Origin of the sequence: Paenibacillus tyrphae, from assembly GCF_027925525.1 — a bacterium.
Taxonomy (GTDB): Bacteria; Bacillota; Bacilli; order Paenibacillales; family NBRC-103111; genus Paenibacillus_G; species Paenibacillus_G tyrfis_B.
Map to the genome: position 1 here is coordinate 444173 of NZ_BSDJ01000001.1, position 25509 is coordinate 469681.

At 52.2% G+C, this 25509-nt stretch carries 19 protein-coding genes, 1 pseudogene and 1 riboswitch; of the genes and pseudogenes, 5 read left to right on the forward strand and 15 right to left on the reverse strand.

The features are described from left to right. Window positions 1-97: 97 nt before the first annotated feature. Window positions 98-1045, forward strand: a complete 948-nt coding sequence (locus QMG93_RS02020; protein ID WP_281933219.1) for a DMT family transporter — start codon at window positions 98-100, stop codon at window positions 1043-1045. A gap of 59 nt (window positions 1046-1104) precedes the next feature. On the opposite strand, the gene QMG93_RS02025 is transcribed toward QMG93_RS02020, so the two are convergent. The 5 genes from QMG93_RS02025 to QMG93_RS02045 form a co-directional block, all read right to left on the reverse strand. Continuing rightward, complete coding sequence (locus QMG93_RS02025; protein ID WP_281933220.1) at window positions 1105-2280, reverse strand: KamA family radical SAM protein; 1176 nt, start codon at window positions 2278-2280, stop codon at window positions 1105-1107. 219 nt (window positions 2281-2499) lie between these two features. After that, a riboswitch (cyclic di-AMP (ydaO/yuaA leader) is annotated at window positions 2500-2638 on the reverse strand. A gap of 59 nt (window positions 2639-2697) precedes the next feature. Beyond that, window positions 2698-3912 (reverse strand): MFS transporter, encoded by a 1215-nt coding sequence (locus QMG93_RS02030; RefSeq protein WP_281933221.1) that lies wholly within the window; start codon window positions 3910-3912, stop codon window positions 2698-2700. A gap of 41 nt (window positions 3913-3953) precedes the next feature. After that, window positions 3954-5714: an ABC transporter ATP-binding protein gene (locus QMG93_RS02035; protein ID WP_281933222.1), complete on the reverse strand. Its 1761-nt coding sequence runs from the start codon at window positions 5712-5714 to the stop codon at window positions 3954-3956. A gap of 61 nt (window positions 5715-5775) precedes the next feature. After that, entirely contained in the window at window positions 5776-6330 is a 555-nt protein-coding gene (locus QMG93_RS02040) for a MarR family winged helix-turn-helix transcriptional regulator (protein ID WP_281933223.1), read from the reverse strand. Between the two features lie 158 nt (window positions 6331-6488). Beyond that, window positions 6489-7226 (reverse strand): MBL fold metallo-hydrolase, encoded by a 738-nt coding sequence (locus QMG93_RS02045; protein WP_281933283.1) that lies wholly within the window; start codon window positions 7224-7226, stop codon window positions 6489-6491. 284 nt (window positions 7227-7510) lie between these two features. On the opposite strand from QMG93_RS02045, the gene QMG93_RS02050 reads away from it, so the two are divergent. After that, window positions 7511-8134: an ester cyclase gene (locus QMG93_RS02050; RefSeq protein WP_281933224.1), complete on the forward strand. Its 624-nt coding sequence runs from the start codon at window positions 7511-7513 to the stop codon at window positions 8132-8134. Window positions 8135-8205: 71 nt separating this feature from the next. On the opposite strand, the gene QMG93_RS02055 is transcribed toward QMG93_RS02050, so the two are convergent. The 7 genes from QMG93_RS02055 to QMG93_RS02085 all read right to left on the reverse strand — a co-directional run bounded on the left by QMG93_RS02055 (window position 8206) and on the right by QMG93_RS02085 (window position 20932). Beyond that, window positions 8206-12855: a helix-turn-helix transcriptional regulator gene (locus QMG93_RS02055; protein ID WP_281933225.1), complete on the reverse strand. Its 4650-nt coding sequence runs from the start codon at window positions 12853-12855 to the stop codon at window positions 8206-8208. 147 nt (window positions 12856-13002) lie between these two features. Continuing rightward, window positions 13003-17622, reverse strand: a complete 4620-nt coding sequence (locus tag QMG93_RS02060) for an invasin domain 3-containing protein (RefSeq protein ID WP_281933226.1) — start codon at window positions 17620-17622, stop codon at window positions 13003-13005. A 312-nt stretch (window positions 17623-17934) separates the two neighbouring features. Continuing rightward, entirely contained in the window at window positions 17935-18105 is a 171-nt protein-coding gene (locus tag QMG93_RS02065) for a hypothetical protein (RefSeq protein WP_281933227.1), read from the reverse strand. Between the two features lie 60 nt (window positions 18106-18165). After that, a complete protein-coding gene (locus QMG93_RS02070) occupies window positions 18166-18660 on the reverse strand; it encodes a phosphatase PAP2 family protein (RefSeq protein ID WP_281933228.1) in 495 nt (164 codons plus the stop codon). Window positions 18661-19020: 360 nt separating this feature from the next. Then, complete coding sequence (locus QMG93_RS02075; RefSeq protein WP_281933284.1) at window positions 19021-19806, reverse strand: alpha/beta fold hydrolase; 786 nt, start codon at window positions 19804-19806, stop codon at window positions 19021-19023. Window positions 19807-19908: 102 nt separating this feature from the next. Continuing rightward, window positions 19909-20436, reverse strand: a complete 528-nt coding sequence (locus QMG93_RS02080; protein WP_281933229.1) for a DinB family protein — start codon at window positions 20434-20436, stop codon at window positions 19909-19911. Between the two features lie 97 nt (window positions 20437-20533). Beyond that, a complete protein-coding gene (locus QMG93_RS02085; protein ID WP_281933230.1) occupies window positions 20534-20932 on the reverse strand; it encodes a RidA family protein in 399 nt (132 codons plus the stop codon). A 458-nt stretch (window positions 20933-21390) separates the two neighbouring features. Here QMG93_RS02085 and QMG93_RS02090 point away from each other — a divergent pair, with 458 nt between their 5' ends. Beyond that, complete coding sequence (locus QMG93_RS02090; RefSeq protein ID WP_281933231.1) at window positions 21391-21798, forward strand: hypothetical protein; 408 nt, start codon at window positions 21391-21393, stop codon at window positions 21796-21798. 91 nt (window positions 21799-21889) lie between these two features. Here QMG93_RS02090 and QMG93_RS02095 read toward each other — a convergent pair whose 3' ends face one another. Then, window positions 21890-22123 carry a glycine zipper 2TM domain-containing protein gene (locus QMG93_RS02095; protein WP_281933232.1) on the reverse strand — a complete coding sequence of 78 codons (234 nt, stop codon included), beginning with the start codon at window positions 22121-22123 and terminating at the stop codon, window positions 21890-21892. A 236-nt stretch (window positions 22124-22359) separates the two neighbouring features. Between QMG93_RS02095 and QMG93_RS02100 the strand changes: the two are divergent. Together QMG93_RS02100 and QMG93_RS02105 are read left to right on the forward strand one after the other, a co-directional pair. Beyond that, window positions 22360-22932: pseudogene (locus QMG93_RS02100) on the forward strand (ABC transporter ATP-binding protein); the annotation flags it as partial. A gap of 76 nt (window positions 22933-23008) precedes the next feature. Further along, entirely contained in the window at window positions 23009-23332 is a 324-nt protein-coding gene (locus QMG93_RS02105; RefSeq protein WP_281933233.1) for a metal-sensing transcriptional repressor, read from the forward strand. 191 nt (window positions 23333-23523) lie between these two features. Here the strand turns inward: QMG93_RS02105 and QMG93_RS35190 are convergent, their stop codons facing one another. Then, the gene (locus QMG93_RS35190) at window positions 23524-23940 is read right to left on the reverse strand and encodes an MATE family efflux transporter (protein ID WP_309299645.1); all 417 of its coding nucleotides are present in this window, start codon (window positions 23938-23940) and stop codon (window positions 23524-23526) included. Between the two features lie 432 nt (window positions 23941-24372). Continuing rightward, window positions 24373-25461, reverse strand: a complete 1089-nt coding sequence (locus tag QMG93_RS02115; RefSeq protein ID WP_281933234.1) for an L-dopachrome tautomerase-related protein — start codon at window positions 25459-25461, stop codon at window positions 24373-24375. Window positions 25462-25509 lie beyond the last annotated feature (48 nt).

Genomic DNA, 25509 nt, shown 5'->3' on the forward strand with positions numbered 1-25509 from the left:
AGCAAAATGACATTGTCCGGCTTCCCCATTGGCCTTACCTTATAAGTAACGGGTTAGCGAACGCGCACCCGACTGTCCAGGAGAGAAGGTTGTCCCCATGAACCAAAAAGGATTAAAGCTTGCTTATGTATTCGCCATACTGAATGCGGCGATTATCGGATTCTCGTTTCTGTTTACCAAAATAGCGCTCGATCACGCCCACCCGCTCGACACGCTGACGTTCCGTTTTGCCGCGTCGTTTGCGGTCATGTCAATCCCGGTTGCGCTGGGCTGGGTGAAGCTGACCTACCGCGGCAAGCCGCTCCGGAAGGCGCTGCTGCTGGCCACGATGTATCCGCTCGGCTTCTTCACGCTGCAAGCGTTCGGGCTGCAGCACGCCACCTCGGCCGAGGGCGGCATTCTGTACGCGTTCACCCCGGTCGTGACGATGGTGCTCGCCGCGGTATTTTTGAAGGAAGCGACGACCTTGCTGCAGAAGCTGTCGATTTTCCTGTCGGTCTTCGGCGTCGTCTTTATCTTTGTCATGAAAGGAAGCCGCATCGACTTGTCGAACATGACCGGGATCTTCCTGCTGTTCCTGACGTGCGTCGCTTTTGCCGGATACAGCGTACTGGCCCGTTCGCTCTCGAAGCAGTTCAGCCCTGCGGAAATCACGTATTTTATGCTCGGTGTCGGCTTCGTCGTGTTTCTGATCGTGTCGCTTGCCAGCCACGCATCCGCCGGGACGCTTGACCAATTCGTCGCGCCGCTGGCTAACGGAACCTTTCTCGTCTCGATCTTTTATTTGGGCGTGGTGTCCTCGCTTGCCACGGCCCTGATGGCGAACTACATTTTGTCCAAAATGGAAGCTTCGAAAATGAGCGTGTTCAGCAATCTGGCGACCATCGTTTCGATCGCGTCCGGGGCTCTGTTTCTTGGGGAAGAGGTGACGGTGTACCATCTGATCGGGTCGGTCCTGATTATTGCCGGGGTCCTCGGAACGAACCTCTTGGGGCGGAAAAAGACCGCGCCGCAAGGGATTCGTACGAAACGTGCGGAAGCATGACGCAATATGCCAAAAAAACAGCCAGCCCCCTGATCGGAGGATTGGCTGTTTTCGCTAGTTTAACTTGGGATCGCCCGGCGAGCCGCGGGCAGCTCGGGCAGCTCGTTCACGGAAACGACGGCGTCCGTCTTCTTCTCCGGCTTACGCCAGTAACGCTCGTTCCCCGGCAAATCGTCGAACCAAGCGGCCTCCTCCGGACAATCCAGCACCATAAATTTACCGTATTCTCCGTCCCGCGATTGGTGGTACTTCAAGTAAGCCTTACCGTTCTCGATCGCCAAAATTTCGATTTTTCCGGACGTATGGCTCATCGACAGACGTACCCTTTTTCCCAGACCGGAAGTCAAGGCTTTCGCTTGCTCGACAATAGCGTATACCTGCTTCAGAGGCAGAACAAACTCGCTGTTGCCGGCCACCGGGCGGTTGACGAAGAAATAATAAGGCGTAACGCCGGCCCAGGAAAGCTTGTCCAAGAGCTCTCCGAGTACCGCCGGATCGTCGTTAATCCCCTTCAGCACCGGCGTCTGGTTCACGACGATGGCCCCGGCGCGATGCAGCGCCTCGAATCCTCTTTTGGCCTCTTCCGTAATTTCGCGGGGATGATTGATGTGCGCCATGACATAGATGCGCTTATCTGCGGAGGAGAAGGTGCGAATGAGGTCCAGCAGCGCTTCGTCCTCGTAGATGCGCATCGGATTGAACACGGGCAGCTTGGAGCCGAGCCGGATGATCTTCACGTGCTCGATGGCCCGCAGCTTGCTTAATATGTTGCCCAAGCGTGCCGTCGACAGGATCAGGCTATCCCCGCCGGTCAGGAGCACGTTGTTAATTTCGGGATGCCGGGCGATGTAAGCGATTCCTTCTTCGACATCGGACATCGCTTCTTTTACATCGTTGCGGAATAATCGCTTGCGGAAGCAGTACCTGCAGTAAGCGCCGCACACTTCCGATACGAGCAGCAAAGCCGTCGTCCGGTATTTATGCTGGCAGCCGGGAACGACATAATTCGTATCCTCGTCGGAAGCGTCCCACCGGCCGTATTCCAGCAGCTCGCCCTCGTTCGGGATGACAAGTTTTTTAATTGGATCGTTCGGGTCGTTCCAATTAATGAGGCTCAAGTAATAATCGTTCACACGAAACACGAATTTCTCCGTAATGGGTTTAAGCTTCTCCCGCTCCTGAAGCGGGATCTGGGGAATCTTATCCATATCGGTGATATATTTCGGCTGTGCCATGGCTTTTACCCTCCTTGTCATGGATGTAACTACACCAGCAGTACCGCAGGCCACCTCCTTGTTCCCTTTTTCCGCAGATGGGCGAATAAAGCAAAAAGACCCGTACAGCAGCGCATCTCTGGGCACAACGTGCCACAGCTTGGCTGACTGTCGCGGGTCTATCCGTATCGAAAGACCCGCACAACGGGTCATTCATGCAATAAAGCTGCACGAAAAGCATGGACCCATCTACTGCTGACGAGGTTAGCTGACGGACTCGGGAAAGATGGTTCCCTACGCGCACAAGGCGATTCGCCCCACAAAAATGGTTCCCCCGCTTTCCAACTCGGAGAAGTTGGAAATTAAGCGTATTTTCATGATACACAACGAAAGTTTCGTTCGTCAACCGTTAGGAACGGATCGGGAAATATTTCCCCCTTATTGCCTAACTGCCGCGGGTTCCTCAGGCGTTTCCCGGCGAATCAGCAATGCGGCCAGCAATCCGATCCCGAGAATGAGCGCCAGCAGCACAAAGGTCAGCACATAGCTGCCGGTTTCCATAAAACGAATGGAGAGGATGGGGCCCAGGCTTGTTCCGGCAAATAAAATGAACGTGTAGACCGAAACCGCAATCCCGCGCGATTTGCCTCCCAATTGGCCGACAAGCGATACGAGCGCCGGGACGGAGAGCGCAATGCCCGCCACAAAGACCAAGCTCAGCATAACCAGCAGCGGCAGGCTGGACATCAGCCCCAACGAAGCGAGGCCCGCCATCGCCAGCAGCAGTCCGCCGCGCAGAACGGCGCGAACGCCATAACGTTTGGCTAAGCGCCCGGACAAAGGAGACAGCAGCATGCCGATCACGCCGATGGAGCGCACATACAAAATTTCCTGCCTCGTCAATCCGAAGTCCGGTCCGCTCAAGTAGCTGCCTAACACCGTGTACATGCTGACAAACGACATGAGCAGCACCAGAGCGATAGCATAGCTGAGAAGAAGATTTTTTTGCGAAAATACGCTGCCGATTTGCTTCAGAGGCTCCCAGATGTTGGCGTGCGCCTGTTGAATTTCCCCTTTCGGCAGGAATCGAATAACGAGAAACGCAGTCACGACATAGGCACCTGCGAGAACATAAAATACCGCGTTCCACCCGTATTGCTGGCTGATTAAACCGCTGACGACCTGCCCTACGATTCCGGCAACCAGGAAGCCCGTGCTGATAAACCCGATCGTCGTCACCCGTTTTTCCGCAGGGAACATTTCCACCGCATAAGCAAGGGCCACCGGCGAGAACGTGGCTGCCGCAGCGCCTTGCAAGCCCCTCAGCACGATGATCCAGAAGAAGCTATCGATCACGCCGAGCAGCAAGGAGATGAGCGTTAACGCCATGAGTCCGATCACGATGACCTTTTTGCGGCCGTATTTGTCCGACAACGCACCATAGATCAGGCAACCGATCGCAAAACCGAGAGAAAATACGCTTCCCGCCGCAGCCGCCTGTGTAGGCGTGATACCGAACAGATCGGCGAACAAGGATATCAGCGGAATGGTGACGTACAGGCTGGACATTACCGCCATGCCGGACCAGCACAGCACCGCCGTCATTAATGAATAGTTTCGCTTGGGAAGGGATGAATTGGCCATTTGCAACATAAAGCACCTCTTTCGAATTTCGATTTTCAAATAAATTAGGATCAAGCCGTCTCGACGGACGTTTGCGGAAACTGCATATCGTATAAGGTCTTGTAGCGGCCCGAACGGCGAAGCAAGGCTTCGTGTGTGCCTGTTTCCACCACCTGCCCTTTCTCCAAAACGACAATCCGGTCCGCATGCCGAATCGTGGACAGGCGGTGCGCGATAACCAGGCAGGTGCGCCCGGGAAGCAGCCGGGAAAGCGCCTTTTGAATCCACTGCTCGGATTCCGTGTCGAGCGCGGCCGTCGCTTCATCCAAAATGATCAAGCGCGGATTTTTCAGCAGCGCCCGGGCAATCGACAGCCGCTGCTTCTGACCCCCCGACAGCTTGACACCCCTTTCCCCGATCAACGTATCGTATCCGTGGGGAAAAGCCTCGATAAACTCCCGCGCATTCGCCGCTCTTGCCGCCGCTTCAATCTCTTCGGAAGACGCGTCCGGCTTGCCGTAGGCGATATTGTCCCGGATGGTCCCGTTCAGCAGGATTACATCCTGGGATACGATGCCGATTTGCCGGCGAAGCGACTCAAGGGTGACTTCGTCCAGCGGATGACCGTCGATGAAGATCACCCCTTTCTGCACATCGTATAAACGGGCGATCAAATGAGCGACGGTCGATTTGCCCGAGCCGGACGAGCCGACCAGCGCCGTCACTTGGTTGGCGCGGATTCTCAAATGAAAATTTTGCAGAACCGGCACATTCGCTTCATACGCGAAATCCACGTCATCGAAGAAAATATCCCCCCGGATCGCCGGTAAAGCGACCGCATTGTCTTTGTTGCGAATCTCCGGCACGGTCTTCAACACTTCGTGAATTCGTTCGCAAGCCGCGGCCGATTGTTGAATTCGGCTCACCATGCGGCTGAAGGACCGAATCGGACCCTGCAGCAGACGCAGATAAGCGAGGAAGGCTACGATGTCGCCGACGGTAAGCCGTCCGCGCATCGCCTGCCAAGCCCCGAACAGCAGCACGAAGACCATTCCGATGGAATTCAGCACGTCGATGATCGGAGAGAACAAAGCCGACAGCCGTGAAGCCGCCACTGTAGCGGTCCGGTTCTGCTCGCTCCACCCGGCGAACCTCTGTGCCTCCTCGTGCTCGTTCGCGAAGGATTTAATCATCCGGATTCCGGACAGCGTATCCTGAAGATGATTGCTCAGTTCAGCAGAAGACTGGCGTACCGTCCGATAAGCCGACTTGATGCGGCCGCTGAAAAACCGCGACGTATAGAACAGGAAGGGGAACGTGCTCATCAGCAGAAGCGCCAGCTCCCAATCGACATAAAGCAAATAACCGCAAACTGCGATAAAGGTGAAAAAATCGGCCGCGATGGATAACGTGTCGGCAGACACCAATTCCTGCAGCTGGTTGACATCAGCGGTGAGCCTGGTCATGAGATCGCCGGTACGATTGCGCTCGAAAAACTTCAAGTCCAGGCTCAAGGTATGCCGGTACAGCTTATTCCGCAGCCGCAGAATGGCCCTTTGGCTAACGAGCGTCATCATATAGCTGCTGCAAAAACGAAAAGCTCCCAGCAATAACGCGGCGCCGAGAATATAGCCTCCCATCTCAAGCAGCGCATCGTATCGCCGGTTGGGTATGAGCTGATCGATGACGACTTTGGTGAATTGAGGAATCCAAAATTCAAGAACGGAAATCGCAACAATCGCTGCCGCCGCGAGCGAGATCAAAGGCCATTGCCCGCTTGCTTGCGCGAACAGCTCCTTGACCATTTCCGCAAACTGTTTTCGCCCCTTCATGGCATCACCCGAATTTCCTTTTCAATATAGTAAGACTATCTAACTATTATTCCAAAAAAAATTATCTCCCTACGCCCACCTTTTTCTCGATGCTCTGATGCAGCTTGCTCAGGATCTTCTCAAACACCTTGCGTTCCTCGGTGTCCAGATCGTCAAGCAACGAGCCGCAGGTCGACCAAAAGGTCGGCAGTACTTGGTTCACCAAGGCCCGGCCTTCCGGCGTAATGCTGACATGAATCATGCGGCGATCCTTGGCGCTTTGTTCGCGGGAAACCCAGCCGCGCTTTTCCAGCCAATCCAATAGCGCCGTGACGGAAGCCCGGCGGATTCCAAGTCGGTCTGCGATGCCGGAAGGTGTAATAAGCTCTCTGCCTTCATGCAGCATAAGCAGCAATAACATATCCAGCTTGCTCTCGGTAATGCCGAATGGAGCCAAATCGACGTCCATCACGTCGAGGATGTTGTCGCTAAGCCACAGCATGACCAGTCCCATGCGAATCGATTTGCGGTCCGCATCTTGAGCTGTCGTTTTGTCCATAAGCTCCAAATAAGGGCCGATTCCCAGCGCAGGCAGCTGTTGATCCGCCGTGCATTCATTCCCTGTTTTTCGTTCCATGCCCTCACCTTTCACCGTTGCTTTCCTAATAGTTAGATTATCTAACTATGACTATAGCTTATTTTACACCGTCCTGCAAGCCTTATTCTTTCGGCTATGTCACTGCGGCGTTGCTCGAACCGTCCTTACCGGCTGGAAAGCCGGGGCGCGTGGCCCCGCTAAGACGTATATTCGTGAACAAGCTGCCGCAGCGCCTGCTTCACATCGCCGTGGAAGCATCCGCCATGATAGCAAATAAGTCGCTCTACGTCGTAATCAAGCAATCGCTGCACGGAACGGACGGCCTCCTCCAAATCTAACGTGAATTGCGGATTCGCGATGTCCAGCTTCCCCTGCTCGATGACGACGGCGTCCCCGGCGATCAGCGTCCGACTCGCGGGAAGATACAGCGAAATATGCCCGGGCATATGACCGGGTGTGTGCACGATCTCGATCCCGCCGCACCACGGCAGCTGCTCCTGATCGGCGACCGTCCGATCGACGGCAGTCGGCTCGATCGACCGCAGGAAGCGAATAAACTGCTCCGCTTGCGGCTTCGCTTCTTCCGGCAAGACGTCAAGCGTCGATTCGGCCTGCTCCAGCCTGAGCGACTTCTTCGTCCCTGCGATATACGGCGCTTCCACCTCGTGCGCGATAATCTCGATACGTGGAAAAGCCCGCTTCAACGCGGCCAGCGGACCCATATGGTCCATATCGTGATGCGTCACAATCAGCTTGGTGATCGAATCGAGCCGAAGTCCGCAGCGGATGACCGCTTGTTCAAGAAGAGGCACAAAGTGCGGATACCCGCAGTCGACGAGAATGACATCTTCTTCGTCTTGAAGCAGCACCGGGGTAATCGTTTGCTTTTGTCCGCCGTACTCAAACTCGATATCGAGCAAATGACAATGGTTCATACCTACCTCCAGATTCAGCATTTTTATGTTCCCCTCTGGCCAACAATGCAGGTTTATCTTACCAGATTGTCCTTTTCGTTGTCACTTTCTTCTTGTCATGACGGTAATATAAATCCCCCCGAAAATCCAGTCACATCACATTAATTCATTTTAGGAAACTATATGAAATTAATATCACTACTTCCCTAAATGAAGTTTATGTATATATAATATCGCTGTAGAGTCCGTCACTTTATTCACGCGATTCACCGTTGCACATCAATTTATGATTTGGAGGAACTATCATGTCAGTATCAAAAAAATCAATTTCATCGATCGCCGGTATGGCGATCATACTCGGTACCGTGCTGCTGACGGCGGCGTGCGGGAACATTTCGAAACCGGCCGATTATGAATCGAAAGCCGCCGAAGCGCCGGCCAAAAAAGACATTCAGCTGTTGAAGGATCTCCCTCAGCCGGTTACGATGACGATCGACCCATCGTTGGATGCCAAAGAAGCTACGGCGATGGTACAAACCGCGCAGCGCTTCTACGCGTTCTGGAACACCGGCAATGAGGAGTTCCTTTCGCAAGCGGTCGCATCCGGCTTTACTGACAACACGCTGCCCAAGGGACGGCCTCAAGGGCCGGATGGCTTGTCCTTCGCCTCCCGCAATTTTCGTAAAGCCGTTCCCGACTTGCAGTGCAAAATTGAAGATTTATTGGTCGTCGGAGACAAAGTGACCGCCCGTCTTTCCTTCACCGGCACGCATAATGGCGAGTTCTTGGGCAAAACCCCGACCGGCAAACCTATTCAATTCATGGCGATCGATGTGCTGCGCATTAAGGATGGGAAGCTCGTTGAAGATTGGCACTTAGAAGACAATTTAACGCTCATGCAGCAGCTTGGCGTCGTGCCCGAAAATTAATGCAAAAAGACTGGGAAATCCGCCGGCATTAAGCCGAGGGATTTTCCAGTCTTTATTAAGCACAAGCCGATTCAATCAAGCAATTGCAGCTCCTTCGCCTGAGCGATCGCTTTGGTTCGCCGGTTAACCTTGAGCTTTGTGAAAATATTTTTCACATGAACCTTCACCGTACCGACCGCCACAACTAGCTGCTCCGCAATCTCTTTATTCGATAATCCCGTAGCCAGCAAAGCGAGCACCTCCATCTCGCGCTCTGTAAGAGGCTCCTCCATCGGGTGCGGTGTTCTTGAACTCCCCTTCCCATTCTCCGGCTCGCTGTCGAATTGGCCCAGCGACCGCAACAGTTCGCAAATATATAAGCTCTGGGCGGCCATGGCATGAAAGATGCTGATCCGTTCCGGGGAAAACACGCCTGCCACAAGCGTATTTTCAAGATAAAGCACCCCGACCGACGCCCCATGAACGGTGACCGGCATGCATAATGCGGATTTGGGGCGATGCTTCAGCAGGTACGGATTGTGCAGCAGCCAGCTGTCCTCCGTCCCGGTATAATGGACCGATTCCTTCGTTCTGGAGACATAACGCGCAATCCCGCCGGGCAATAGCTCGTTATCCTCCAATGGCGTAAGCGTGCCCAAGATGTTCACTTGGTCTTCCGCATAGACCCGGACAACCAGCTCGCCATGGGATTCCGTAAGCAGCGCGCCTTTTTGCGCTCCGGCATAGTTCATCAAGGTGCTCATAATTTCCACCAGAACAGCGTCCAGATCCATCTTGTCCGCGATGGCTTGCGTCGCTTTGAGAATGGCGACCAGATCCATCCGCTCCGCGGCATGCGCCTCCTGGCGGATGCCGTGGTCACGCGGAGCAGCTTCCGCTGCCGTAGGACTGCTGAAGAACGGCTGCTCGTCGGATAGCACGCTTTCGGCCTTCCCGGCTCCTCGCAGCGAGTGAAGACGCTCCTCCAATAGCCAGGCTTTTCCACGGATTCCCCACTGCTTGTAGCCTTCCACGGCTGCTTGCCAATAAAAGGAGGCGATCTTCGCTCTTCCCCGACTTGCGTAATAATTGGCCGCCAATTCATAGGCTACGCTCTCCATTTGGATATTCCCCTGCTCCTTGGCTTCCCGAATCGCTTTGTCATACATCGCCTCGGCTGCCGCGTAACGTTTTGCGACTTTGGCCCATTCCGCTTCAATTAGACATAGCTTCGACGAGAAATTGTCCGGACTCCATCCTACCCAGGTTTTAAATCGGCGGACAATTCGTTTCACGCGTTTCACCTTATTGTTCCCGCTTCGCAGCATACCGGGATCGGACAGCAGCGCAAGCGCCTCATAGAACAAACATTCCGGCAGATGAGGCAGATGGGTGGCGTACGCGGCAAATTTCTCCGCTTGCTGCGCCCACTGCGCGGCTTCGTCGAACTTGCCGTTGAAGTAGCATAATTGCGTCTTGTACGTATTGTATTGAAACAAAGTCGTCGAGAAGGTTTCCTCGGAATAAATGTGCTTCAAGAACCGTTCTTCTTCAAAATCTTTATCGTTAAACGAACAAGGCTCCGCCGTTTCCCCTTGCAGCGCCAATATAAATTGCCGGTACAGGTGAAAATTTTGCAGCACAAACTCATCCTTCGTTTCCGCCAGCACAGCCAAATATTCCGTAATCTTCTTGGACAACGCCTCTAGCGGAGCTCTCGTATACAAGGAATTGATATGCGCCCCCATCGAATAGCTCGAATACACGTAATCGCCCGACTCCATGCCGAAACGAAGCGCTTTTTCCAAATATACGTCTCCTTCGTCCGCACTTCCTACGAACTGGCAGAGCACCCCTCCGAAAATCATATGCGTGATCCCTTTGATCGAAGTCACGTTGTAGCGCTCGGACAGCTCCAGACCGACCTTAGCCATCTCGTAGCCTTTCTCATACCTCCCTAGCGCAATTCCCAAAAACATACCGTACATCGAGTAAATGGCGCCAGAAACAGCGGTATTCCCGTACTTCAACAACAATCGTATCGCTTGGCATAGGAGCAGAAAAAACACGTTTTTATTGGTAAAAAAAGTAGAAGCCATGATCGCAAAAATCATATGGATAGCAGCCACTCGGTCTTTATCCGTCATTTCCGGCAAGCGGGCAAGCCGTTTATTGTGCCGCCGGAGCCATAGCTCCACCCGCAAAAGCTCCGAGAAAACGGTGGCCTTCGAAGGGACGGGCGCGATGTCGATCCGGAACTCTTTCAAGCCCTGCAAGCCGAGAACCGTAGCTTCTTGATATTTGCCCAAGTTAATGCACTGCGTGATCCGAATCATCCATACTCTGGCCCGTTCGATGGGATTGCGCGTTTGAAGCAGCAGCTGGCCGACCAACCGTTCCGTATCCTCATGGTTCCCGCACAAATACTCGCATTCGGCCCGCTCCACACACAGCTCGAAACACAGTACATAATGCCGGTTCCAATCCCCGGCGCCGAGCAAGGCCGCCCCTTTTCTAAAGAAAACCAATGCGATATCGAAGGCTGCCGACGCCTTGGCCCGTTTCCCGGCAACGAGATTCATCTCCATCAGCTGAACCGTTTCTTGCCGGTCTTCGATGACGCCCGAACCGATATTGAGATGGTGGACAACCGTGAAAAAGTCTTCAGACTGCTCACCGTTCAGGTCCCTCAGCCATCTGCCGATCGAAAGATGCGTACGCTGCCGCGTTTCGTCATCCATCCGGCTGTATAACATTTTCTGGAAGTTGTCGTGAAGGAACCGATAGCGGTCTGGACTTGACGACGCAATTAAGCCTTCATCGAGAGCAGAAGACAACTCCGAACCAACGGTCTCAAGCGACCGCCCCGAAACTTTCGCAATAAAAGAAGCGTGAAACTCGCTGCCTGTGCATGCCGCAATCCGGAGCAGCTCCTGAGCCTCACCGGAGATCCGAAGCAGCTTATGCTCCATCAGCTCATGAACCGTAAAGAACGGCTGGCGTTCGATAATTTGCCCCAAGCTCCAGTGCCAGCGCCTGTCTTCCCGACTGTAGCGCAAGAGCCCGTCATCTTGGAAGCGTTGAAACATTTGCTTGAGATGAAACGGATTGCCCCCGGATTCATGATACAGCACTTCAGTAAGAGGCAGGGCTTCATCGGCATCGCAGTGTAGCGCGTCCGTCACAATCGGATTCATTTGTTCCATGGTCAACGCGTGCAGAGGGATATGGCGGACCGCGACCTCTTCGGTCATGCTTTCGTCCTCCTCATACCCCGGCAGCTTCTTCAGCCCCGGGCCTGCGTCGCGATAAGCCCCGACAAACATCAAGTACTGGCTTTCCGGGTCGCACAGAAGCGAATGAATCAACTGCAGCGACGAGGTATCGGCCCACTGCAAGTCGTCGATAAACAGCACGAGCGGGTGCTCTTTCGAAGCCAAAGCTTGAACGAATTTGCGAAATGCATAAATAAATCGCTTTTTGGCTTCATCCGGGGACAGTTCTTCGGCGGCTGCGAAATCGCCAATCAGCAGCTTGACTTCAGGGATGATCGTAGCAATAATCGCTTCGTTCGAGCTTAAGGCGTCGCGAAGCTTGCTTCGCCATGCTTCGACCCGTTCCGAGCTTTCTCCCAGCAGATGGCGCAGCAGCCCGCGAAAAGCTTGAATAATCGGGTAATACGGGCTTTCCTTGGAAATTTGCTCGAACTTCCCCGTGATATAGAACATTCCCCGCAAATGGGTGTTCTGCCGGAGAAACACTTCTTCCAACAGACTCGTTTTTCCAATTCCCGCCGGACCCGAGACATACACGATTTCCGTCGATCCAAAGCAGGTCGATTGGAAAGCTTGGGACAATAGCGATATCTCGTCTTCCCTGCCGTACAGCCCGTCTTTCATCCTAAACGGCTCGTACATCTCTCCGATTTTGTTCAGATCGGCTAGTAAAGCATCGCAATGGGGATAGCGGTTTTCTGCGTTTTTTTCCAGCAGCTTCATCACGATAGTAGTCACTGTCGAATCCACGGTCTGACCCGGATGGATGAGCGGCAGCGGCGCTTGCGCCAAATGGGCGTGAATCCACTCCAGCGGCTCTGCAGCCTTATACGGCAGTTGCCCCGTCAGCATCTCGTAAAATAGGACCCCTAAAGCATACAGATCGCTTCGCTCGTCAACCTGCTGCGGCATTCTGCCGGTATGCTCGGGGGAAATGTACGGGAGCCGATCGGTGAAAAAATGCAAGTCATCCGGACGAAGCGGATTGTCCATGACCAAGTGTCGAGCATGGCCTAAGCCGGTCAGAGACACGTCCAGCGTATCCGGATGAATCAAGATATGGTCCGGCCGCAGATCCAGATGAACAATATGGCGTCGATGAAGCCCCTTGACGATGGAAGCGATCGCGCTGGCCAGTTGAACAAAGGTGCCTTGATCGAGGCCGCTGCTCCTGCTCAAGTACTCTCTCAAGGAGATTCTCCCGTCGTCCGCGAGCACCAGAGCGAGCGAGCTCCCGAATGTCCGCAAAGCGATCGGCTTCACGATGCCGTCCAATTGTAAACTTTCGGTGATCTCAAATTCACGACGAAGAAGGCCTTGCTCGGCTGCACCGCCTTCTTCGCTTTTGGTCGTTCGGATAAGTACAGGGTTCAATGGATCGTAATCTAAGAGAATCCCCCGGTACAGCCTCATGCGGCTGTCTTCACTCACTATGTCTATCACTTGGAATTCCAGATTAGGATTCATGTCCGACACCCCTAGCGTACTCCTTCATAAACCTTATTTTAGAAACCTCCGCAGAAGCAAGTCAACCCCTCGTCTGCCGATAGGCAGGGGGAAGGGCACGCCCAAACGCATAAAAAGACGGGCCCGCCGGCCCGTCTCTTCATCTGCTTACCCATCGATGAATCCCGCTTGTAGCAGCATCCGGTAAATGAGCACCGCCGTTTCGGCACGAGTTAATGTCTTCTGCGGCCGCAGCTCATCTCCATACCCGTTCACCAATCCCGCATGAATGGCGGTCCGGATCGCGTCGCTTGCCCAGCCGCCAATCTGATCGCGGTCGGCGTAAACGGTAAGATCCGCTTGCCCTGCGCCATGGCTTGCCGCCGAATCGGCATCGGCCAGCCGCAGCGCCCGAACGAGCGTCACGATCGCCTCTTGCCGCGATACCTTCCGGTCAGGCCCGAAGGCGCCGTCCCCGAAGCCATCCATGATGCCGTAAGCTTTCACAGCCGCTACGGCCCCGCTGTACCAGCTCGTTTCGCTTACATCCAGGAAACCCGCTTGATCTCCGGCTTTCGGAAGCCCCATCGCTCTTGCAAGCAATGCGGCGAGCTCGGCCCGGGTAATCTCCGCTTCAGGAGCGAATCGGCTTTCATCTACGCCATCGACGATCATTCGGCTGTTCATACTGCCTATTTCAGCAGCCGCCCAGTGCCCTTGAATATCCGTTAAATTGGACGTTTTGGATACCGGAACGTAAGCGCTGTTCGTGAGACTGTGGATGACGGCGGCCTGCTGCCCGTCGACTTTAGTAAATTTCGTCGGCACCGGGCGCGCACCGAGCTTCCCGTCCCACACGACGACCGTTGAAGCCTTGCCAGTGAAGTCCTTAGGAAGGTAAAGGACTCTTTCCACATAACGGCTGAAGCTGGAAATCTCACGTTTCTCACCGTTGCGCACCACTTGAACGGTAAAATGAACCGGATCAGTGGCCAATTGGAAGCCGCCCTTATTCGCCGCATCCTGCAGTCCCGATATCGCTTTGCCCTTGCCAAGCTCAATCGTCAACTGAGCTTCCGCATCGTTCGTCCAATCGGACTTCTGACGCATCAATTCAGCCAGAGGCAGGCGATATTGGCCCTGCCGGGTTTTCAAAGTAAGGGCATCCGCCTTCTCGGCGAGGAGGGTAACAGCTTTACCGGGAATCCGCAGCGTCACTTTGCCCGCCTCATCCTCAATTGAAATCGCCAGATTCGTTTTAGCCGCAGCGGATAGCGAATCAAGCACCTTCTTTAGCGTATCAGCGTCCAGTACAGCCTCGACAGACTTCGCTCCGTTGGCATCGACTTGAAGTGTGGCAATCCCGGACACCTTTTGATTATTGATCCAAATCGCCAGCGAATTGCTTGGTGCCGGCTGGCTAGGTGGGTTTGCCTCAATCGAAGGGCTCGTAGAGCTTGAGCCTGAGCCGGAATCGGAACCAGAATCGGAACCGGAGTCGGAGCCACCCGAACCGGAGTCCGCGCTTGCCGCCGATCGAATCGCGCTAAGCGTATACGTTTTAGCGGAGCCGTTCTGCGCTTTGACCTTGACCTCGAACGTGTTTTTCCCCGTCACAAGGGAATATTCGCTGGTCATCCCATTGCCGGTTACCTGCGATCCGTTCACATAAACGGCAGAATACACATCCGAGGGGGTTAGCGTCATTTTCAAACCATACACCGCATGACTGACATCTACCGTATAATTCGCGATCCCCGGGTTAAAATCGAATTTCACCGTCCCGCCCAAGCCTGTGAGCTGCCAGCCGGCCAAATCCGCATTGCCGCTCATTGGAACGATGTTCTTCACCTCGATCAAGCTGACGTTCGCATTGCCGGCCGTATCTGCCACATAGACCGAATACATCCCGTTTTCTTGTACCGTAAAACGGTGGTCCGTGATTTCCGTGCCTTGCTTGTCAAAATACGAGACGGCACGGCTTCCTGCTGCCCACTTGATCGAAGATACGCGATTAAACTGGCCGTATACCGACGCCGTTACGGTAACGGTCACGCTCCCGAAGGTTGGGGCGACAGGGTCCGCCTGCAGCTTGATATTCGGCGGCTGGTCGTACGTAAACGTAATGCTTACGGTTTGGTCTAACGCTAGACCGCTTGCTTCATCCTTGGCGAAATAAGTCACGTTCTCTGCCGCCGTATTGCTCACCGCAAAGGTAGCCAGCCCGTCCTGATCGGTTAACCCGTAAACATGATCGATAACGGATCGGCCGCCCGTGGCTTGAAGCATCACCCGTTTTCCGGCGAGCGGATGATCGTAGTCGTCCTTGAGCTTCACGAAGATGGAGGCTTTGCTGCCGCCATCCGCTCGTACGACGAGATCGCTCGCGGCCACCGTTGAGCGGGATACGCTCACCTGACCATGCAGAAACTGAACGCTAGCCGTCGAGGCTAGCGCGGCACCGCCAACCGTTGCACTGATCGTTGCGGTGCCTACCATCGTCGGCGCCGTCAACGTCGCCGTGTAGGTGCCATCTTGCTTATCCGTTACCGCGCTAACCGTGCCTAACGTCGACGTGATCGCAACCGCCGCGCCTCCGCTTGTCAATGCATTGCCCTGCGCGTCCTTCAGCTTCACGCTGATCGTCGTCTGGCTGGCCCCGTCCGCAGTCAAGGAATTGCTGCCCGCTTCTACCGTGCTCTTCGCTGCCGACGGCACTCCCGGCACGAACTGGACGCTGGCCGTTGAGGCTATCGTACTGCCGCCAACGGTCGCGGTAATCGTCGCGGTCCCCACCGTTGTCGGGGCCGTTAACGTCGCCGTGTAGGTGCCATCTTGCTTATCCGTTACCGCGCTAACCGTGCCCAACGTCGATGTGATCACAACCGCCGCGCCTCCGCTCGTCAAAGCATTGCCTTGCGCGTCTTTCAATTTCACGCTGATCGTCGTCTGGCTAGCCCCGTCCGCCACAAGGGAAGCGTTCCCCGCTGCAACTGTGCTCGTCGCTGCCGACGGCGCTCCCGGCACGAACTGGACGCTCACCGTCGACGCTATCGCACTGCCGCCAACCGTCGCGCTAATCACCGCAGTCCCCACTGTTGTCGGCGCCGTCAGCGTCGCCGTATAGGTGCCATTTTGCTTATCCGTTACCGCGCTAACCGTGCCTAGCGTCGACGTGATCGTTACCGCCGCGCCTCCGCTCGTCAAAGCATTGCCCTGCGCGTCCCTCAGCTTCACGCTGATCGTCGTCTGACTGGCTCCGTCCGCCACAAGGGTAACGTTGCCCGCTTCTACCTTGCTCTTCGCTGCCGACGGCACTCCCGGCACGAACTGAACGCTTGCCGTTGAGGCTACCGCGTTGCCGCCGACTGTCGCGCTAATCGTCGCGGTGCCTACCGTCGTCGGCGCCGTCAACGTCGCCGTGTAGGTACCATTTTGGTTGTCTGTTACAGAGCCAACCGTCCCTAACGTCGAAGTAATAACAACCGCGGCTCCCCCGCTAGTCAATGCATTACCCTTCGTATCCTTCAGCTTCACGCTAATCGTCGTCTGACTGGCTCCGTCCGCGATCAAGGAACTGCTGCCCGCTTCCACCGTGCTCGTCGCTGCCGACGGCGCTCCCGGCACGAACTGGACGCTCGCCGTCGACGCTATCGCACTCCCGCCCACCGTCGCGCTGATCGCCGCGGTGCCTACCGTCGTCGGCGCCGTCAACGTCGCCATATAAGTGCCATTTTGGTTATCCGTCACAGCGCTAACCGTGCCTAGCGTCGAAGTGATGGCAACCGTCGACCCTCCGCTCGTCAATGCATGACCTTGCGCATCCTTCAGCTTCACGCTGATCGTCGTCTGGCTAGCTCCGTCCGCAGTCAAGGAACTGCTGCCTGCTTCCACCGCGCTCGTCGCTGCCGACGGCGCTCCCGGCACGAACTGGACGCTCGCCGTCGACGCTACCGCACTGCCGCCGACCATTGCGCTGATCGTCGCGGTGCCTAGCGTTGTCGGCGCCGTCAATGTCGCTGTATAGGTGCCATTTTGGTTGTCCGTTACAGCGCCAACCGTCCCTAACGTCGACGTGATGGCGACCGTCGCTCCTCCGCTCGTCAACGCATGGCCCTGCGCGTCCTTCAGCTTCACGCTTACCGTCGTTTGACTCGTCCCATCTGCGGGCAGAGAACCGTTGCCCACAACGACCGTACTTGTCGAGGTCGACGGCGCTCCTGGCACGAACTGGACGCTTGCCGTCTTTGGTATCGGAATGGCACCGACCATTGCGCTGATCGTCGCGGTGCCTAGCGTTGTCGGCGCCGTCAGCGTCGCTGTGTAGGTACCATCATAGTTATCCGTTACAGCGCTAACCGTCCCTAACGTCGAAGCGATCGCAACCGGCGACCCCCCGGTCGGCCAAGCATTGCCCTGCGCGTCCTTCATCTTCACGGTAACCGTCGTCTGACTTGTCCCATCGGCTGCGAGGCTGGACTGCGCGCTGGAAACCTCACTCTCCCCCGGAGATATCGAATAATCCGGAATCATGTAGGTCCTGAAGGAAAAGTCGTACACTGGCGACTGCGAGTTGCCTCGTTTATAGGGATCGCCGCTAGCGCCGTACCACCCAAAACCCACACCACTTCCTCCATTTTCCGTAGAGGCAACCATTCGATACATCGTACCTTTCTTCAAATAAGGCAGTACTCCGGAGAAATCGAACGCCATCCAGCCGGGGCTGTACGACGTCAACTCTGCTGTGGCAAGCGGCGTCCCTAGATCGCTTTCTTTATAGACAACCAACCGTATTGCCCCGGTTCCAGCGTAAAAATCGAATATGTTAAGCTCAATCTTATTAAGTTTACCGCTAATGGCAGGGGTAAAGGTTTGATATCTCGGATAATCGCGGTTAACAAAAACATTTCCGATACCAATTGCCTGCTCTTGATCCAAAACAGGCGGCTCCGCAGCAAACCCCTTCCCGCCAGGAGCCAATCCTAGTGTGAGCATAAATATAAGAACGATCGCAATCCATCGCTTATTCCGCTTCATGCCTTCCATCACATATCCTCCGTTCTTGCCCTTAGTGCTTCATGCGGCTAAACTTCCGTAACCTTAACTCATAAAGTAGGTGTAGCCGCCAACAACCATCGCCGCTACGAAAAAAATGCCAAAAAACCACTTTGCAAATGTAAAGCCTACATTCCCGCCTTCCCACCAAAGGCTGTAGAAGATAACTCCTCCCAAGACCATAATGCTGACAAAAGCAATTAGGGCATTTTCCATTTTTTCACCCGGGTCTCTTAATTTTCCGTCATAAATCATAAGCTATGTTAACAAAACAGACTACATCGATAACTTGGTGTTTTTATCATGGGAATCGGAGAGATGTTTGTACACGGCAATCGATAGCCACAGCCAAGCCGCGCCTGCCAGCATGCCGCCGATAACGTCGCTCGGGTAATGTACCCCCACATAAATTCGGCTCAGACCGATACAAACCATCATGAAGATAGCCGCCGCCGTGAGCGCGATTTTCCCTGTACGGTTTCGGATAGGACTCCACAACAAATAAACGATAATACCATACAAAGCGACGGCCGCAACCGACGACGAGCTCGGAAACGAAAACCCGTCTTCCTCCATGAGCCGGTGAAAGTTCGGTCTCTCCCGAGCGAACAATGATTTCGAGACATAGCCTACTACCGTAGAGCCGCCAATCACTGTAATAAACAAAAGAAGCTCCTTCCGCCGGCCTAACAAAACATATAGCACGATGATCATTCCGAGCGAAAGCACGATAATCGGCATCGTGGAACCGATCCAACTGAACCCTTTCATGACTCGGGTCCATCCCGCGGACTCCCAGCTCTGGATCAAGGACGAGATGCTGTGATCGAAAGCCAACAGCCGATTTCCCTTAACCGCCAGCGCAATGCTCCCAAACCCACAGGCTGTGAGCAAGCTCAACAAATATGCATATATGACATTTGACCTATTCAAGTAACCCCTCCACCGATGTTATCTGCTCCCAAAGAAGTAAGCATGGACATGGCTTTCACCCTTCGCCCGCTCAGTCCATAAGCTTAACAATAAAGCCGGCACTGCCACGCTTCCATACCTAAAAAGGGGTATTTATTGCTTTGTCCAGCATAAAGAAATAGACCGGAACTCCTTATTTATCAAGGAATCCCGGTCATTTCATTGCATTATAAAATGACTCAATACCTGGTTAAACTTGCTGCGTTCCTCCCAGAAAGGGCCATGGCCGCTATAATGAAACGGGACAAGCTGTGAATTTCTTATGTTTTGGTGGAGTTCCTGAGCTTGTTGAAAAGGAATGACTTTGTCGTGAATACCGTGGACGATTAAGGTAGGCACGGATATGAACGGCAGATCATCATATAGCTTCTCATCTCTCAGCATAACGACGACGGCCGCGGTCGACCAGCCTGCCGCCTGTAATCCCAGTTGAAAAAACCATTCCGAGAACGGAGCGGTGATATACTGAAAGAAAAAGCCGTCGGTAACTTCCCGCATCATTTTAGGGCGGTCATTTAACGCCTCATGAAGAAATTTATTGGCGGTCTCTGGCGTAAAGCCTATGGGAGCCGCAGCGTCAACAAGGACAAGGTTAGAGACTCCGTAGCCATTGTACCGGGACACATACCGAATCGCGATCGACCCGCCCGTGGAGTGACCAACGAGCGTGAAGTCATGCAATTGAAGCGCATCGACTACGATGCGGATATCATCCGCCAATCGGTTATAATTGTAACCGCTCAACGGCTTATCCGAATTGCCGAACCCCCTCCAGTCGATTCCTATACACCGGTAACCCATCGCGGGAAGGACATCAAACTGATACTCGAACTGTTTATGGCTTAACGGCCAGCCATGTATAAAAACAATGGTTTTGCTTCCCCCCGGATTGATATCCTCCACGTATAATTTTACACCCGGCTCTACATTAACAAAGGTTCCCACATAGATTCCCCCATACGAATCAAGTATCTTCAACAATAAGATACTCATCCGGGCAATCATAGGTGAATACCTATCCTTGTCTGGTTTCCATGTCGGCTACCGTCATTCCTTTTTTAATATCCCTAAATATTGTTTCCATGGCCCGACGTCCGCCCGGTATCTCTCAGCCATGACGCGAACGATTTGAGCCATGTGGGCTAAATCATGAACAACCCATGTGGAGAGCAATTCTCTCAGCTTGACGACCCCAAGTGCAGGGTGGATGCCCGTCAATTCGAGATGCGCTTCAGGGTCGACGAGCCCCTTAAGTTTAGCTATATTTGAGGCTCGAATCGTTTTGAATTCATGCAGCTTTTGTTCAAACGATTTTTCTGCTTTTTCATTCAAGTGGGCATAACGGTCAAAAGGGGGAAACGGTTTGCTTTCGCCTTCTTGAAGAATAAACTCCAGCCTCGGGACCCAATTCGTTTTCTCTCCCTCGATAAGATGCTCAATCACTTCAACGACGCTCCATGTCCCTTCGCCTTCATTGCACTGCACCCATCCGTCCGACAAACCGGATAAAAAATACTCCAATGTTTGCGGCGTACGCTCCAAGACCTCAATCGCTTCTTTCAAATGAAAATTCATGCACACTGCTCCTTTCTTCTCCGTTCGTCCAAGAATGATTAATAAAAATCCCACGTCAAAGCACGGCTTTTACGTGGGGATGGATAGAGAGAGTGCTTTAGACTTTAGCTGCCCATACTTCGATTTCTATTTTTATTTCCGGCAGTCCTAATTCAGAAATGTAACCAATCGTCATGGCGGGATAATTGTTGCCGAATAACGCATCCCACTCGGCATCTAGATAATCCCAATCGATTTTTTGGGTAGCCCATATATTAACCTTAATGATATTTTCCGACGTTAATTCCTCGGAATGTAAAACAGTTTTAATGTTATCAAACGTATTCTTGATCTGTTCGTTCATAGGTTCAGGGATGATGCCATTTCGGTCTACGCCGATTTGACCGGAAGTAACGTACAGCTCTGCGTTTCTGGGGATTTTTGTAATATGGGTGTAGTTCCCTACCGGAGCAGGCATCCCTGCCGGGTTTTTTCTAACGATCTTGGCATGTTCCATTTGAAATTACCTCGCATTCTAAAGTTTTCTGCTATTTTTTACCACCATTTTTAGGCACACTTCACCCGTAAAATGGAATTTAGAAAAAAACAGCAGTCGAGTATCCGTATCCACAAGATATGAACTTTAACGTTTTTTTCTTCATGGATCGAATGCTCCTTTCTTTATAAATGCGATGAGAGTAGCTTAACTAGAATATAATCCAAATCATTTTTAGAGTCAATTTTAACCAACGAGGTCTATGTAAGTCCCCGCCCCTCCGGCCCTTGCTGATGGCAAACCCGTTCTTGCTGGCCGCACTCTGGTTCAGCTAAGTACGGGTACCCCGCAGGACGCGCGAAACAATGAGCTTTGTGCACAGGAGCAAGGTGCAGACTATCTGGACGGAGCGATTCAAGCGTAGCCTAGCCATATTAGGGGAGCAGAGACGGTGATCCTCTTTTCGGGTGGATGAGCCGGTGGGTTCTGCGTCTGCGAAGGCTTTAGCTGTTATCTCTTACCTTTTGGGAACATGGCTCGGTTTTGCTCATGGGGCACACATCCTCGAATCGGAGAACCAACGGGTCGATTCCTTCGGTTCCATGATCACCGCTATCGCACCATTTTTAGGGGAAGAAGCCAAGTATCAGGGGAAGGTCATCCAGACAAGTCATTTCGAAACCCCCGAAAGTTCCCTCAAAACCTCTGCCGATAGCGTGGAACGACTTGTTCAACGAGCACGGGAATCCGGGATCCATGGTGAATTTCCTGCGAATGCATTGCCGCTTTTTGCGAAGGCTGTCGAGGCTGGTTATGGAAATGAGGAAGTTTCCGCGATTATCAAGGTGCTTCGCAGCAGTTCGGCCTCTAAACAGAGCCCTGCATGAAAAATTTTCCTTCATGGATCGAATGTTGCCGGATATTGATAAGGGGTCCGGGATTCCCCGGCCCCCATTAAACTTTTTCAACCAGCCCGATTTATTTTGTTTGATCCGTGGTACCTTCAACAGCATTCTCGCCAGCCTTGTTCCCCAGCGCCGCTCCAGCTATACCGCCTACAACGGTTCCAATGGGTCCCAATGCGGAACCTACGACGGCGCCTACCGCACCTCCGCCAACAGTACCTACAGCTTCTCCTGTGTCGGTGTCAGCCGCGTTGGTAGTATTATTTTCAGAAGCGTCATCCCGTTTGTGTTCGTTGTTTTTAGCCATTTGTTTCGCCTCCTCGCTTTATGATAGGATACACCGTTCAATTACTTTCCAGCGCATCCCTTAAGATATTTTGCCCTGGCCCATTCGAATGAATTCTTTAGCAGCAAAAAATCCACAATCTTCCTCATATTTCTTGAGGAATGTCTCCAAGATTCCCATGTCTCCCGGGATCCATGGACTTCAGCAACTCATGATCTATTCACCAGACTATTGGGCCCATAAATTCCCAACACTTGATTCAAGAAGGACGCATCTTGATTGATCATAAGGACATTAAGGACATCACGATAAAGAGCTTGCGTGATCAGATCGGCATGGTGTTACAGGATAATATTTTGTTTAGCGGAACGGTTCGTGAAAATATACTTTTTGGTAAACCAAGCGCTACCGAGGATGAAATTATACATGCGGCAAAAGCTGCAAATGCTCATGATTTTATTTTGAATCTGCCGAACGGGTACGATACGGAAATCGGTGAGCGCGGGGTGAAATTATCAGGCGGACAGAAGCAGCGTGTAGCTATTGCTCGCGTCTTTCTTAAAAGCCCAGGCATATTGATCCTGGATGAAGCCACTTCTGCTCTTGACTTAGAGTCAGAACATTTGATCCAGGAATCTCTCGCAAAATTGGCGAAAGACAGAACGACCTTAATTGTCGCTCATCGACTTTCGACCATTACCCACGCTGACCAAATTGTTCTCATAGAAAATGGCGAGATCAAAGAAAAAGGAACGCATGAGCAGCTGATGAAAGAAGGCGGGGCTTATTACCGCTTGTTTAATGTGCAGAATTTAAACGGAATCGATTAGTACAACCCTTCATTCTTAACTTTGACACAACGAATACAGGGCAGATAAAATAAGCCATAGAGGAAGGAGGGCGTTTATGCACGATCATGAGCACAGTCAGGACGATAAACACGAACATAGTCACGGTCACACGCACCCTCATAAGCAAAGAAAACAAGTGACTAACCGATTAGCCCGAATCGAAGGCCATGTTCGCTCTATAAAAGAAACGTCTGATAACGGCAGAGATTGCCCCGATATCCTCCTTCAGATTGCTGCTGTTAAGAAGGCGCTAGACGGTGTTGCCAAAGTAATATTAAAAGACCATCTGGAACATTGTGTGGTATCTTCTGTTCAGGATGAGCACCGAAGCCAAGTGTTATCCGATCTACAAAAAGCTCTAGATCACTACATTCGATAATAATAATGGAGGCCCTAGTGTTAATGCTAGGGCCTCTAGCCATTTTGCAAACCTTCTCCGATTGTTATCTAAAATTATAGGCATTTTCAGTGCCTTAGTGCTTGGTATTATAAGCTTACCGGTTCCAGATGAAATTTTAATGACGGTTTCAGGGTATCTGGAGCAGTACCATTGCCTTATTAGCTGCATTATTAATAATTATCTTCCGCCTTTAAGGAAAAGAAGACGCGATAGACGGATGTTGCTTCACTCGCCTTCTTGTCATTCATGCATATTTCAAAAATCCCGATAAAGAGCCGCCAAATATCTCCGGCCCCGATATTTCTGGCAATTAAGGACGAGGTTCCAATGCCAAGGGCCATAAAGATAGCAATATATACAGCAAGAATCGCGTTAACTACACCCACTGCCGCAACTTCATTAATCCCTAGTTTAGTCACGAACAAAGTGTCCACGAACCCTACAAGCGTTTGTAAAAGGTTTTCGATAATGGCAGGGATAGCAAGGGCGAGTATGATTTTGAGTTTTTGACTCGAAGATTTATCTTGTTCTGTAAGGTTTTGAATGGGCATAGGGAACTCCTTGTCATTGAATACGTTTATGCCCATTATATCCCCCCTTGGGGGGATAATGAAAAGAAAAAATAATCCACCTTCATGTTCTCGCCCTCATACTGCTATCCATCATCTCTGGTTCGTTAATGGTCTCTATCACATTGCTCATAATCTGGATGATTGCTGCATGGTCGTTCGGGGCGGTACAGAATTATAACGTTGTCTCTCTTGCTCCGGAAGCGCCCGGTATTATGGCTAGTCTAAACAGCTCTTTTACCCAGCTTGGCATTGCCGCGGGCGCTGGTATCAGGGGATTGCCGCAGGGAGCTCATCGATGCTGGCGATTACTTGGGTTGGGGCTTCAACTAACGTTCCCCGATAGCTGAACAGGCTGCCGAGCGGCAGCCTCCAAATTCTTAATAACCCTAAAGTCATAAAATACATTTTCTTTGCAAATAGAGTCAACTTTGTAAAGCGAAATATTTACTAAAAGGTAGGAGCAGGTGGTTCGTCTATTTTCATACGGAGTAAACTATAAGGCTTCTGCCGCAGGTCATTTCCATAATGAAATCTTGCCTGCCGATGTAATTGGTTCACGATGAAATATAAGTATTGATCTGGACCAATAGAAAAAGTATCCGGCCATAAAATCCTCGGATCATGTGCGATGGTTTCCATTATTCCATTCGGCAATATCTTTCGAATACTATTGTTTTCATAGTCTCCAGCATAAACGTTTCCTTTTGCATCGGTGATCATTCCATCTGAAGCACCTTTTTCTCCCCAATACTTCACGTGATCCTGTAAATTCATATCCGGTATCGTTCGGTCTCTTAGGGCTTCCGTTGAAATCGAGTACAGATGACGACTGGAGAGAGGACAAAAATACAACATCTTGCCGTCCGGGGAAATCGCTATACCATCGGATGCCAATCTAAACGGTGAAGTAGATCCGTCTTTGTTTCGATTCATCAGGATTTTACCTTCAACTTTCGGTAAGAGAAAGAGATCGGGCGAAGTTGAATTTGCCCCGTTTAACCGTCTCCAGGCATAACCCGTTTCTAAATCAACGACAATAATGGCTCCCGGTCCTCGGGAAGACGAATCCGTTATATAAGCATAACCTGCTTTACCAACACGAAAATCAACTCGGACATCATTCAGATAAGTGGTTGGCAGGACAACATTTTCCGTAAATGTATATACACTTCTTATGGTATTTGAATTTAAATCTACAGCGACTAACTTCGCCCCCCCGTTGATGGGTTCTGAGAAATTAGGAGCCCCCGTATCCAGTACCCAAAGCGTTCCCTTACCATCAGCAACGACACTTTGGACACTAATGAAGGACGTTGTGATATTCGATTGGCTTACCAAATTAGCGTCTAAACTAGGATAAGGCTGTAATGTACCGCGAACGATTTCAGCCACCGTAAATTTAACATCGTCTCCCCATCTTGGAAAGCAAATAAAAATGCGCCCAGTTTCAGAAACAGTAACGCCTGTAGGCATGGCCCCGTAAAATAAAAAAACCGCTTCAAACTTACCGAAATACTTTTCACTCGGTAACAGCATTTGTATAAAATCCTCCTCAACAGGTTCGTACTGCTATCACCTATATAT

Coding starts and splice junctions, on each gene's coding strand:
- QMG93_RS02020 (WP_281933219.1), top strand. CDS start 98: ATGAACCAAAAAGGATTAAAGCTTGCTTATGTATTCGCCATACTGAAT.
- QMG93_RS02025 (WP_281933220.1), bottom strand. CDS start 2,280: ATGGCACAGCCGAAATATATCACCGATATGGATAAGATTCCCCAGATC.
- QMG93_RS02030 (WP_281933221.1), bottom strand. CDS start 3,912: ATGTTGCAAATGGCCAATTCATCCCTTCCCAAGCGAAACTATTCATTA.
- QMG93_RS02035 (WP_281933222.1), bottom strand. CDS start 5,714: ATGAAGGGGCGAAAACAGTTTGCGGAAATGGTCAAGGAGCTGTTCGCG.
- QMG93_RS02040 (WP_281933223.1), bottom strand. CDS start 6,330: ATGGAACGAAAAACAGGGAATGAATGCACGGCGGATCAACAGCTGCCT.
- QMG93_RS02045 (WP_281933283.1), bottom strand. CDS start 7,226: ATGAACCATTGTCATTTGCTCGATATCGAGTTTGAGTACGGCGGACAA.
- QMG93_RS02050 (WP_281933224.1), top strand. CDS start 7,511: ATGTCAGTATCAAAAAAATCAATTTCATCGATCGCCGGTATGGCGATC.
- QMG93_RS02055 (WP_281933225.1), bottom strand. CDS start 12,855: ATGAATCCTAATCTGGAATTCCAAGTGATAGACATAGTGAGTGAAGAC.
- QMG93_RS02065 (WP_281933227.1), bottom strand. CDS start 18,105: ATGGAAAATGCCCTAATTGCTTTTGTCAGCATTATGGTCTTGGGAGGA.
- QMG93_RS02070 (WP_281933228.1), bottom strand. CDS start 18,660: ATGAAAGGGTTCAGTTGGATCGGTTCCACGATGCCGATTATCGTGCTT.
- QMG93_RS02080 (WP_281933229.1), bottom strand. CDS start 20,436: ATGAATTTTCATTTGAAAGAAGCGATTGAGGTCTTGGAGCGTACGCCG.
- QMG93_RS02085 (WP_281933230.1), bottom strand. CDS start 20,932: ATGGAACATGCCAAGATCGTTAGAAAAAACCCGGCAGGGATGCCTGCT.
- QMG93_RS02095 (WP_281933232.1), bottom strand. CDS start 22,123: ATGGCTAAAAACAACGAACACAAACGGGATGACGCTTCTGAAAATAAT.
- QMG93_RS02105 (WP_281933233.1), top strand. CDS start 23,009: ATGCACGATCATGAGCACAGTCAGGACGATAAACACGAACATAGTCAC.
- QMG93_RS35190 (WP_309299645.1), bottom strand. CDS start 23,940: ATGGGCATAAACGTATTCAATGACAAGGAGTTCCCTATGCCCATTCAA.
- QMG93_RS02115 (WP_281933234.1), bottom strand. CDS start 25,461: ATGCTGTTACCGAGTGAAAAGTATTTCGGTAAGTTTGAAGCGGTTTTT.